Annotated in this window: 9 protein-coding genes; 7 read left to right on the forward strand and 2 right to left on the reverse strand. The window is 71.8% G+C overall.

Annotated features, from left to right (window positions below):
* Positions 1-1,337: adenylosuccinate lyase (gene purB, locus KBX08_RS31075; protein ID WP_210787320.1), on the reverse strand; the 1,337-nt coding region annotated here is incomplete at its 3' end.
* A gap of 175 nt (positions 1,338-1,512) precedes the next feature.
* On the opposite strand from purB, the gene KBX08_RS31080 reads away from it, so the two are divergent.
* Positions 1,513-3,828, forward strand: a complete 2,316-nt coding sequence (locus KBX08_RS31080) for a right-handed parallel beta-helix repeat-containing protein (RefSeq protein WP_210787322.1) — start codon at positions 1,513-1,515, stop codon at positions 3,826-3,828.
* A gap of 67 nt (positions 3,829-3,895) precedes the next feature.
* Here the strand turns inward: KBX08_RS31080 and KBX08_RS31085 are convergent, their stop codons facing one another.
* On the reverse strand, positions 3,896-5,188 hold the full coding sequence (locus KBX08_RS31085) for an acetyl-CoA C-acetyltransferase (RefSeq protein ID WP_210787324.1): 1,293 nt from the start codon (positions 5,186-5,188) through the stop codon (positions 3,896-3,898).
* A 55-nt stretch (positions 5,189-5,243) separates the two neighbouring features.
* On the opposite strand from KBX08_RS31085, the gene KBX08_RS31090 reads away from it, so the two are divergent.
* From KBX08_RS31090 to KBX08_RS31115, 6 genes are all read left to right on the forward strand, one after another.
* Complete coding sequence (locus tag KBX08_RS31090; RefSeq protein ID WP_210787326.1) at positions 5,244-6,650, forward strand: 3-oxoacyl-ACP reductase; 1,407 nt, start codon at positions 5,244-5,246, stop codon at positions 6,648-6,650.
* Positions 6,650-7,516: a MaoC/PaaZ C-terminal domain-containing protein gene (locus KBX08_RS31095; protein WP_210787328.1), complete on the forward strand. Its 867-nt coding sequence runs from the start codon at positions 6,650-6,652 to the stop codon at positions 7,514-7,516. The genes KBX08_RS31090 and KBX08_RS31095 overlap by 1 nt, the downstream gene beginning before the upstream one ends.
* A gap of 79 nt (positions 7,517-7,595) precedes the next feature.
* Positions 7,596-8,348: an NUDIX domain-containing protein gene (locus tag KBX08_RS31100; RefSeq protein WP_210787330.1), complete on the forward strand. Its 753-nt coding sequence runs from the start codon at positions 7,596-7,598 to the stop codon at positions 8,346-8,348.
* On the forward strand, positions 8,345-9,316 hold the full coding sequence (locus KBX08_RS31105; RefSeq protein WP_210787332.1) for a serine/threonine protein kinase: 972 nt from the start codon (positions 8,345-8,347) through the stop codon (positions 9,314-9,316). The genes KBX08_RS31100 and KBX08_RS31105 overlap by 4 nt, the downstream gene beginning before the upstream one ends.
* A 9-nt stretch (positions 9,317-9,325) precedes the next feature.
* On the forward strand, positions 9,326-10,285 hold the full coding sequence (locus KBX08_RS31110; RefSeq protein WP_210787334.1) for a hypothetical protein: 960 nt from the start codon (positions 9,326-9,328) through the stop codon (positions 10,283-10,285).
* Positions 10,282-11,544, forward strand: coding sequence for an adenylosuccinate synthetase (locus tag KBX08_RS31115; RefSeq protein WP_210787336.1), 1,263 nt, complete (start codon positions 10,282-10,284; stop codon positions 11,542-11,544). The genes KBX08_RS31110 and KBX08_RS31115 overlap by 4 nt, the downstream gene beginning before the upstream one ends.
* Positions 11,545-11,562: the final 18 nt, after the last annotated feature.

The following is an 11,562-nucleotide window of genomic DNA, read 5'->3' on the forward strand; positions in this document are numbered from 1 at the left end:
GCTTGGGCGGCGCCGACGAAGGCGTTGCGGTCGGCGACCAGGGTGTCGATGTCGGCGCGGGACCGGCCGAGTCGGCCGTCCGCCGCCAGGCGGTCGAAGAGGTCGTTCTCCGGTGAGCCCTTCTCGCGCATCGCCAGGGCCACCGCCACCGCGTGCTCCTTGATCACCTCGTGGGCGACCTCCCGGCCGACGCCCCGCCGGACCGCCGCGACCAGGATCTTCGTGGTGGCCAGGAACGGCAGGAAACGCTCCAGCTCGCGGTTGATCACCGCCGGGTACGAGCCGAACTCGTCGAGCACGGTGAGGAACGTCTGGAACAGCCCGTCGGCGGCGAAGAACGCGTCCGGCAGTGCCACCCGGCGGACCACCGAGCAGGACACGTCCCCCTCGTTCCACTGGTCACCGGCCAGCTCGCCGACCATCGACAGGTAACCCCGGATGATCACGGCGAAGCCGTTCACCCGCTCCGAGGAGCGGGTGTTCATCTTGTGCGGCATCGCGCTGGAACCGACCTGCCCCGGCTTGAAGCCCTCGGTCGCCAGCTCCTGACCGACCATCAATCGGATCGTGGTGGCCAGCGACGACGGCGCGGCGGCCGTCTGGGCCAGCGCGGCCAGCACGTCGAAGTCCAGCGAGCGCGGGTAGACCTGCCCGACGCTGTCCAGCACCCGGGAGAAGCCCAGGTGCTCGGCTACCCGTCGCTCCAGCTCGGCCACCTTGTCGGCGTCGCCGTCGAAGAGGTCGAGCTGGTCGGCGGCCGTGCCGACCGGTCCCTTGATCCCTCGCAGCGGGTAGCGGGCGATCAGCTCCTCCAGCCGCTCGTACGCGATCAGCAGCTCCTCCGCCGCCGACGCGAAGCGCTTGCCCAGCGTGGTGGCCTGCGCCGCCACGTTGTGCGAACGGCCGGTCATGACCAGCTCGGAGTGCTCGTGGGCCAGCCAGGCCAACCGGGCCAGGGTGGCCACCACCCGGTCGCGGATCAGCTCCAGTGAGGCGCGCACCTGGAGCTGCTCGACGTTCTCGGTGAGGTCCCGGGAGGTCATCCCCTTGTGCACGTGCTCGTGCCCGGCGAGCGCGCTGAACTCCTCGATCCGGGCCTTCACGTCGTGCCGGGTGACCCGCTCCCGCTCGGCGATCGAGGCGAGGTCGACCTGGTCGAGCACCCGCTCGTACGCCTCGACCACGCCGTCCGGCACCGCCACGCCCAGGTCGCGCTGAGCGCGGAGAACGGCGAGCCAGAGCCGCCGCTCCATCCGGACCTTCTCCTCCGGGGACCAGAGGGCGACCAGTTCAGGCGAGGCGTACCGGTTGGCCAGCACGTTGGGGATCGTCGTCACGTGCCTCATTCTCTCCTACCCGGCGGCCCGTCCGACCAGCAGGCCAGGGCGGGTGCCGGTGGGGCCGGTTGGCCGTTTTGTCGCCCGGGACGGTGCGCTATCAGCCGGTATCGGATCATCGTCTCCATCTGATCTCCGGCGAAGCCGAATCCACCCTTCACGACAGAGGGCACGCATGCGTAGAAGATCCCTCGCCGGCCTCACCGCGATCGCGGTGACCGGCGGCACCCTGCTGGCCACCGGCGCACCCGCCCAGGCAGACGACCCCATGATTCTGTACGTCAAGCAGGCCGACGCAAACTGCTCCGACCAGGGGCCCGGCTCCGACGACACGCCGTTCTGCACGATCGGTGCAGCAGCCGCCGTGGTGACCGCCCCTGGGGCGGTTCTTATCGAAGGCGGCACCTACGCCGAGCGCGTCACCGTCACCAGCTCCGGCACACCAGAGGCGCGGATCGCATTCACGGCCTGGAACGCCCGCACACCGGTGACGCTTGTCGGCCCGAACGCGGGCCTGGTCATCGGCGGCCAGCACGACATCCAGATCGAGAATATCAATGTCAGCGGGTCAACCGACGAACCCGCCCTCGATCTGCGTAACGCCTCGAACATCATGATCGCGGGCGGCAACTTCACGATGGCGAATGTCGCGACCGCGCCCGCCATCCGACTCGCCAATGTGAGGGTGGCGGCGCTGGAACACCTCACCGTCAGCGGGACGGCGCTTGCCGGCGGCCTGACAATGGATGTGTCCACCAGCGAGGTGCTCGTCGAGGACTCACTGGTGTCGACCGACCCGAAACACGTCGCCGTCGATGACGGCGTGGGCATTCGAGTCGACGGGCCACAAAACACGATCATCGACGGCGACGTCGCCGGCTTCTCCGGCGCTGCCATCGCGGTGGGCCCTGCCGCCGCCGGGACGGTGATCGCCAACAACCGGATCAAGGGCGGGATCGGGTACGGCATCCACAACCGCGGAGCCGTGGGCACTGCCATCGCCAACAACGAGATCCAGGACCGCTGCCTGGGCGGCATCCAGGTCGACGGTGCATCGTCGCAGGTCTCGGTGCAGAACAACGTGCTCCGCAACAACGCCGCCTTCAACCAGGGCTACTGCGACCCGCAGGCTCCCGAAGGCGCTGAGATCGCGGTCCACGACGCCGCGCTGAGCGGCACCGTGATCGATTACAACAACACCTGGCACCAGTCCGCGTCCGCGACCGGCTACTCGTGGAACGGAACCAGGATGGGTCTCACCCAGTTCCGCACCGTCACCGGGCAGGCCGCACACGACCGGTACACGTCGGATGTCCGGGAGAATGTCGACTCGGCGAACTCGACGGTGCCCGGCTACCAGGATCTCGACACCGAGGGCAAGCCACGCCGGGACGATCCGGCCGTGCCGAACACCGGCGCCGGCCCGATCGCGTACGCCGACCGTGGCGCTGCCGAGGCCATCAAACACCCGGTGTCGTCCTTCGACGCCACAGTGGACCTCGCCACGAGCACGGTCAGGGTGGACGCCTCCGCCTCGACGCCGGGCTTCGTCCCGATCCGTGATTACGAGTTCAGCTGGGGCGACGGAATCTCCACCCGCCAGTCCAGTCCGATCGCCACACACAAGTACGCCACGCCGGGCACCTACAACGTCACCGTCAGCCCCATCGGAACCGACGGCCTGAGCGGCAGCAGCACCGAGCAGGTCAGCGTGCTGCGGCGGACCGCTTCCGTGGGCCTGCTCGCGTTGTCCAACCGTCGCTACGTGGGTACAGCCGCGCCGGTCCTCCTGCCGAACCAGGTCGGGTTGACCGCCGCCGCGCAGTACGACCTGGCCGACGCCGGCAACGGCCAGGTGGCCCTCGTCGCGCGGGCCAACGGCCGCTACGTCACGCAGTTGGCCAACGAATCACTCAACGCCGAGAGTCAGATGGTCGGCGCCTCGGAGAAGTTCACAGTCGTCCGCAACAGTGACGGCACCGTCAGCCTCAAGGCGAGCAACAACCTGTACGCCACCGCCGATCCCAGCGGTGCTGTGACGCTCTCGGCGAGCCGGCCGACGATCAGCGCCTGGGAGAAGTTCGCCCAGGTTCCGGTCGCCGACGCGAACAGGTCGCTGAAGGCCAGCGTGAACGGCCGTTTCGTGATTGCCGACGGTGCCGGTGTGAAGCCACTGATCGCGAGCGCGGCGACCGCCGGTAGCTGGGAGCGGTTCGACTTCGCCGACCTCGGTAGCGGTCAGATCGCCCTCTTCGCCCGTGCCAACAGCCGTTTCGTGTCCGCCGACGGCGCGGGCGCCAAGCCGCTGATCGCGAACGCACCGACCGTCAGCACCTGGGAGCGTTTCACCATCGTGCGCAACAGCGACGGCACTGTCAGCTTCAAGGCCGGTATCAACAACAAGTACGTCAGCGCCGACGGCGCGGGCAGCAAGCCACTGATCGCCAACGGCCCGGCCATCAGCACCTGGGAGAGGTTCACCCTCGGCTGAGCCCTACCGCGCTATCGACGCCCGCCGGGACCCTCGGGTCCGGCGGGCGTCGCCTTGCACACTCCGCTCAGCGCTCCAGGATGGCGGTCACGCCCTGACCACCGGCGGCGCAGATGGAGATCAGCCCGCGCCCGTTGCCCCGCTCGGCCAGCAGCTTGGCCAGGGTCGCCACGATCCGTCCGCCGGTGGCGGCGAACGGATGCCCGGCGGCCAGCGACGAGCCGTTGACGTTGAGCCGGTCGGTGTCGATCGCGCCCAGCGGCGCGTCCAGGCCGAGCCGGTCCTTCGCGAACTCCGGCGACTCCCAGGCGGCGAGGGTGGCCAGTACCTGCGACGCGAACGCCTCGTGGATCTCGTAGTAGTCGAAGTCCTGCAACGTCAGCCCGGCACGGGCCAGCATCCGGGGCACCGCGTACGCGGGTGCCATCAGCAGCCCCTCGTCGCCGTGCACGAAGTCCACCGCCGCCGTCTCCGACCAGCTGAACCAGGCCAGCACGGGCAGGTGGTGCGCCGCGGCCCACTCCTCGCTGGCCAGCAGCACTGTGGACGCGCCGTCGGTGAGCGGTGACGAGTTGCCGGCCGTCATGGTGGCCTGCTCGGCGTCCGGGCCGCGGGTGCCGAAGACCGGCTTCAGCGAGGCGAGCTTCTCCAGGCTGCTGTCCGGACGCAAGTTCGCATCCCGGGTGAGCCCCAGGTACGGCGTCATCAGGTCGTCGAAGAAACCTCTGTCGTACGCGGCCGCGAGGCGCTGGTGTGAGCGCAGCGCCAGCTCGTCCTGGGAGCGCCGGTCGATCTGCCAGCGCAGGGCGGTCCGGGCGGCGTGGTCGCCCATGGACAGGCCGGTACGCGGCTCTGCGTTGCGTGGGATCTCCGGCTTGAACGGCTGAAGTGGGCGCAGCTTCGCCGCGATCTTGAGCCGTTCGCCCAGCGTGCGGGCCGAGTTGAGCTTGAGCAGCGTGCGGCGCATCTCCTCGTTGACGGCGAGCGGGGCGTCGGAGGTGGTGTCGACGCCGCCGGCGATGCCCACGTCGAGCTGACCGAGGGCGATCTTGTTGGCGACCAGGATGGTCGCCTCCAGGCCGGTGCCGCAGGCCTGCTGGATGTCGTACGCCGGGGTGTGTGGGTCGAGCCGGGAGCCGAGGACCACCTCGCGGGTGAGGTTGAAGTCGCGGGAGTGCTTGAGCACCGCACCGGTGACCACCTCGCCGATGCGCTGCCCGGCCAGCCCGTAGCGGGCGATCAGGCCGTCGAGCGCCGCGCCGAGCAGGTCCGCGTTTGACGCGTCCGCGTAGCGGGCGTTGGAACGGGCGAAGGGGATGCGGTTGCCCCCGATGACCGCGACCCGCCGGATGCTCTGCACGATCCGCCTCCTCGACATGTGTTGCTTGGACCCTACTGGCCAGTAGGCTACGCCCATGACCGACAGGTACGCGAGCTTCGTCCAATCGGCCGCCGGCCGCGCGCTGGTCAAGCGCCTCGGGCTGCCCGACCCGCCCCGACTGCGCCGACACCACCCCGGCGACCCGCTGCTGGCCGGCCCGGCCCTGCTCGGGGCGGCCACCGGCGCTCGGTACGCCAAACCGGTGGCCATGAGACTGACCGCCGCCGGGGTCGAGCTGGCCGACCCGGCCGCCGCCACCGAATGGGTCGGGGGCGCTCCGGCGCAGCATGCGCCGACCCGTTCGCACGGCGACAACCCGCGGCGGTACGGGGCACTGCTGTTCGACGCCACCGGGATCACCGACTCGACCGAGCTGCGCCAGCTCTACGACTTCTTCCACCCGCAGGCCCGGGCCGTGCTGCCCAGCGGCCGGGTGATCGTGCTCGGCAACCCGCCGCAGGAGTGCCCGACGCCCCGCGCGGCGACCGCCCAGCGCGCCCTCGAAGGACTCGTCCGCAGCATCGGCAAGGAGTTCGGCCGGGGCATCACCGCGCAACTCGTCCAGGTGGCCCGCGCCCAGGGCGACCCCAGCATCGGCCTCGAGTCGACTCTCCGGTTCCTGCTGTCCGGCCGCTCCGCGTACGTGTCGGGGCAGGTCATCCGGGTCAGCGGCGGCGCGGCGAGCATCCCGGCCGACTGGGACCGCCCGCTGGACGGGCAGGTCGTGCTGGTCACCGGCGCCGCGCGGGGCATCGGTGCTGCGCTGGCGAAGGTGCTCGCCCGCGACGGCGCGAAGGTGGTGGCCCTGGACATCCCGGCTGCCGGGGACGCGCTCGCCGCGGTGGCGAACGACATCGGCGGCGCCGCCGTCCAACTCGACCTGACCGCGCCGGACGCGCCGACCCGACTCGCCGAGCACCTGGCCAGCCGGCACGGCCGGGTCGACGTGGTGGTGCACAACGCCGGCATCACCCGGGACAAGACGCTCGGCCGGATGGACGCCGACCGGTGGGACCAGGTGATCGACGTCAACCTCTCCAGCCAGGAGCGGATCAACGACGTACTGCTGGAGCGGGAGCTGATCCCGTCCGGCGGGCGGATCATTTCGGTCTCCTCGATCGCCGGAATCGCCGGCAACCGGGGGCAGACCAACTACGCCACCAGCAAGGCCGGCGTGATCGGGCTGGTCGACTCACTCGCGCCGGCCCTGCGGGAGCGCGGGATCAGCGTCAACGCGGTGGCCCCCGGCTTCATCGAGACCCGGCTGACCGCGCGCATCCCGCTGGTGGTCCGCGAGGCGGGCCGGCGGATGAACAGCCTGGCCCAGGGCGGGTTGCCGGTGGACGTGGCCGAGACGATCGGCTGGCTGGCCTGGCCGGCCAGCGGCGCGGTCAGCGGAAACGTGGTCCGGGTCTGCGGCCAGAGCCTGCTGGGGGCGTGATGGGCGCGCGGCCGGAGTCGGGCAGCCGTACCCCCGTCGAGCTGCCCCGGATGCCGGCGGCCGGAGCGCTGCACCGACGGGCGTTGCTGGGCGCCCTGCCGGGCCTCGGCAAGGGGCGGCGCGGGCCCGACCTGCCGGCGGTCGAGTTGACAGTGGGCGGGGTGAGCGTCGACCGGGCGCAGCTGGCCGACTATGACCGGGTCTGCGGGTTCCGACTCACCGATCGGCTGCCCGCGACGTTTCCGCACGTCATGGGTTTTCCGCTGGCCCTGCGCCTGATGACAGCGCCGGACTTCCCCCTCCCGCTGATCGGCCTGGTGCACGTCGGCAACCGGATCACCACGCACCGCCCGATCACCGCCGACGAGACCCTCGACTTCACCACGTACGCGGAGAACCTGCGCCCCCACGACCGGGGGCGGCAGGTGGAGGTGGTGCTGATCGGCTCGGTCGACGGGGAAGAGGTGTGGCGCGGCGTCTCGACGTACCTCGGTCGGGAACGCAAGCCGGGCGGACGCGAGCCCGGCGAACGTCCCGCGGCGCCGACGGCCACCGCCCGTTGGCGGGTGGAACCGCGCATCGGTACGGAGTACGCGCGGGTCTCCGGTGACCACAACCCGATCCACACCTCCCGACTCGGTGCGCGGCTGTTCGGCTTCCGCCGGCCGATAGCGCACGGAATGTGGAGCAAGGCGCGCTGCCTGGCCGCGCTGGAGGCCCGGCTGCCGGACGCGTACACCGTCGAGGTCGCCTTCAAGCTGCCCGTGCCGCTGCCGAGCACCGTGAACTTCGCGGTCCTCCCGGACGGCGGGCTCGCCCTGCACGACTCGCGCGGCCGACCGCACCTGACGGGTCACCTGCGCTGAGAATTCCGAGCTTGGCAGAAGCTTCCTCGTGCGCTAAGTTGTTCTCACAGCGAGATGTTCTCAGGATGAGAGAGACGTGATGAACGAGCAGGAGTTCCTGGCCGCGTACGACCCACGGGCCTACCCGTCGGTCGCCGTGACCGTCGACGTGGTGGCGCTGACCATCCGCGACGGCGCACTGCACCTGCTGCTGATCCGGCGCGGCGAGGCACCCTTCGCCGGGCACTGGGCGCTGCCCGGGGGCTTCGTCCGCCCCGACGAGGACCTGACCGCCGGCGCCCGACGGGAGCTGGCCGAGGAGACCGGGCTCGGCGGCGAGGCGCTGCGCCGCGCACACCTGGAGCAGTTGGGCAGCTATGGCGCTCCCGACCGTGACCCGCGCATGCGGGTCGTCTCGATCGCGCACCTCGCGTTCGCCCCCGACCTGCCGGACCCGGCCGCCGGCAGCGACGCCGACGAGGCGATCTGGCTCCCGGTGACCGCGTTGACCAGCCGACAGCTCGCCTTCGACCACGGCCGGATCATCGACGACGCGTTGGAGCGGGCCCGCTCCAAGCTGGAGTACACGCCGCTCGCCACCCGCTTCCTCGCCGCCGAGTTCACGATCAGCGAACTGCGCGCCGTCTACGAGACGGTCTGGGGGCACCCGCTGCACGCCGGCAACTTCCACCGCAAGGTGCTCTCCGTGCCGGGGTTCGTGGAGAGCACCGGCACCAGCACCGAGCGCGGTGGTGCCCGAGGCGGCCCGCGCGCCCGGCTCTACCGGGCCGGCGACGCCCGCCTGCTGCATCCGGCGCTGCTGCGCCCCGCCAGCGAGGAGACGGTGCGGTGAGGGCCACGGAGGCCATCCGCCTGGTCGCGGCCGCCCGCACCGACGCGGACCTGTTCGGCGCCGACCAGCCGGCCCACCGCTACCGCGAGCTGGTCGCGGCCCTGCACCCCGACCGCCTGCCGACCGACCCGGCGGTACGCGCCGAAGCCATCGACGCGTTCATCCACGTCACCACCCGGTGGCGGGCACGGCAGACCACCATCCTCGGCGACTACCGGCTCGGCGCGCCGGCCCACTCGGGTGACCTGGCGGACCTCTACGACGTCGGCGACGACCGGCTGCTCAAGCTCCCCCGACGGCCCACCGACAACGACCTGATGGTCCGCGAGGCGCACGCCCTGCGCACCATCGCCGAGCGCGGCGACCCGCGCTACCTGCCGTACGTGCCCCGGCTCGTCGACGAGTTCCGGCACCGCGACACCGCGACCGGCGCGGACCGACGGATCAACGTGCTCGCCACCGCACCCGGCCTGCACGACCTCGACGAGGTGCGGCGCGCGTACCCCGACGGGCTGGACGCCCGGGACGTGGCCTGGATGTGGCGGCGGCTGCTGGTGGTGCTCGGCCTGGCCCACCGGGCGGGCGTGGTGCACGGCGCGGTCCTGCCGCGACACGTGCTGATCGAGCCGGACGCCCACGGCGTGGTGCTCGTCGACTGGTGCTTCTCCGCGGCCGTGGGCAGCACGATCCCGGCTGTCGTGCCCGGCCACCCGGACTGGTACCCGCCGGAAGTCTTGACCAAGCAGCCCTGCGGGCCGGGCACCGACATCGCGATGGCCAGCCACTGCATGAGCTGGCTGATGGGGCCGCGCGCGCCCCGCGAGCTGCACGCCTTCGCGCTGGGCTGCCGGCAACGGTCCCTGGGCGACCGGCCCGACGACGCCTGGCGCCTGCTGCGCGAACTCGACCAGGTGCTGGACCGGCTCTACGGGCCACGCACCTTCCGACCCTTCACCCTCACCCCCTAAGGAGCTGTCATGGGCAGTGGAGTCTGGTCCACCGACGTGTACGACGCCGCCGACCGCTACCGCCGGTCCACCGGCAGGAGCGCCTTCTCCTACAGCGACAGCGGGGCGCGCACCGTGCACCCCGCGCTCGACCCCAGGGACGCGACCCGCGAGAGCCGCGATTCCGACGAGCACCCCCGGTCGACGCCAGTCGCGGTGCTCTTCGACGTGACCGGCTCGATGCGCACCGTGCCGCGGGTCCTGCAGACCAAGCTGCCGCAACTGCTCGGGCTGCTGCAACGGCAGGGCTACGCCAGCGACCCGCAGATCATGTTCGGTGCCATCGGCGACGCCACCTGCGACCGGGTGCCGTTGCAGGTGGGCCAGTTCGAGTCGGACAACCGGATGGACGACGACCTCGGCCAGATCGTGCTGGAGGGCGGCGGCGGCGGACAGATGAGCGAGTCGTACGAGCTGGCCATGTACTTCATGGCCCGGCACACAGTCACCGACAACTGGGAGAAGCGCGGCCGGCGCGGCTACCTGTTCATCATCGGCGACGAGCTGGCGTACCAGTGGGTGAAGGCCCGGGAGGTGGCCGGCCTGATCGGGGACGACCTCTCCGAGGACGTGCCGCTGCGGCAGGTGGTCGACGAGGTGACCCGCCGCTGGGACACCTACTACCTGCTCCCCGCCGGCAGCCACTACGCCGGCAACGCCAAGGTGCTCGACTTCTGGCGGGACCTGCTCGGGCAGAACACCGTCGTGCTCGACGACCTCGACGCGGTCTGCGAGACCATCGCGCTCACCATCGGCCTCGGCGAACAGGCCATCGACCTGGACGAGGGCCTGCGCGACCTGGACCGCGCCGGTTCCGGCGCCACCGGAACCGTGTCGAAGGCGCTGGCCCGCCTCGGCCGGGAACGGCGGGCCGAGGTGTCGACGCTGCCGGCGTTCACCGACACGGCCGGCGGGGTGACCCGGCTGTGAACCACCTGGCGGTGGTCGACCTCGGCTACGGCGACGCCGGCAAGGGCACTGTGGTGGACTGGCTCTGCGCCACCCGTCCCGTGCACACGGTGGTCCGCTTCAACGGGGGCGCGCAGGCGGCACACAACGTCGTGCTGCGCGACGGGCGGCACCACACGTTCGCGCAGTTCGGCGCCGGCACGTTCCATCCCGGTGTGCGTACGCACCTGTCCCGGCACGTGGTGGTGGACCCGCTGGCGTTGGCCGCCGAGGCCGGCCACCTAGCCACGGTCGGGGTGCCCGACGCGCTCGACCGGCTGACCGTCGACGGGGACGCGCTGCTCGCCACCCCGTACCACCGGGCCGCCAACCGGGCCCGCGAGACCGCCCGGGGAGCCGACCGGCACGGCTCCTGCGGGCTGGGGGTGGGCGAGGCCGTCGCGTACGGCCTCGCCCACCCCGACGACGCGCCGCGGGTCGCCGACTGCCACCACCCGGCACTGCTGCGCCGCCGGCTGACCACACTGCGGGACCGGCTGACCGCCGAGCTGGGCCCGCTGGAAGCGCCACCGATCGAGGACTGCCTGCCCGCGTTCACCGGGTTCGCCGACCGGGTCGCCGTCGTCGACGGCAGCTGGCTCGCCGGGGCGTTGCGCACCGGGACCTGCGTCTTCGAGGGCGCGCAGGGGGTGCTGCTCGACGAGTGGCACGGCTTCCACCCGTACACCACCTGGAGCACCACCACGTTCGCCAACGTCGACAGTCTGCTCGCCGAGGCGGGCCGGCCCGGCGACGTGACCCGGATCGGGGTGCTCCGCGTGGTGACCACCCGGCACGGGCACGGTCCGTTGGTGACCGAGGATCCGAGCCTGCCGTTCGCCGACGCGCACAACGCCACGAACCCCTGGCAGGGCCGGTTCCGGTTCGGCCACTTCGACGCGGTCGCCCACCGGTACGCCCTCGCCGCAGCCGGCGGTGTGGACGGTTTGGCCCTGACCCACCTCGACCTGGCCGGCCCCGACCTGCGGATCTGCCGCCGCTACGACACCACGGACCGGCTCACCCCGGGCCCGCCCGGTGACCTGGACCGGCAGGCCGCGCTCACCGCCCGCCTGCTGCGCTCCCGCCCGCTGTACGACGACAAACCGCAGGACTGGCCCGCAGCGGTAAGCGCGGAGCTGGACGCCCCGGTGGTGCTCACCTCGCACGGCCCCACCGCCAACGACAAGACCCCACACGGCCCCCTGCTAGCCCCACGAACCCTGGCCCACGCGGCCTGACCCACCCCGTCCCCGCCC

It is taken from the genome of Micromonospora sp. H61, from assembly GCF_018070325.1.
GTDB classification, from domain to species: Bacteria; Actinomycetota; Actinomycetes; order Mycobacteriales; family Micromonosporaceae; genus Micromonospora; species Micromonospora salmantinae.

Excerpts from the sequence above, each read along its gene's own strand:
- KBX08_RS31095 (WP_210787328.1), top strand. The coding sequence starts at position 6,650 with ATGGGCGCGCGGCCGGAGTCGGGCAGCCGTACCCCCGTCGAGCTGCCC.
- KBX08_RS31110 (WP_210787334.1), top strand. The coding sequence starts at position 9,326 with ATGGGCAGTGGAGTCTGGTCCACCGACGTGTACGACGCCGCCGACCGC.
- KBX08_RS31090 (WP_210787326.1), top strand. The coding sequence starts at position 5,244 with ATGACCGACAGGTACGCGAGCTTCGTCCAATCGGCCGCCGGCCGCGCG.
- KBX08_RS31100 (WP_210787330.1), top strand. The coding sequence starts at position 7,596 with ATGAACGAGCAGGAGTTCCTGGCCGCGTACGACCCACGGGCCTACCCG.
- KBX08_RS31080 (WP_210787322.1), top strand. The coding sequence starts at position 1,513 with ATGCGTAGAAGATCCCTCGCCGGCCTCACCGCGATCGCGGTGACCGGC.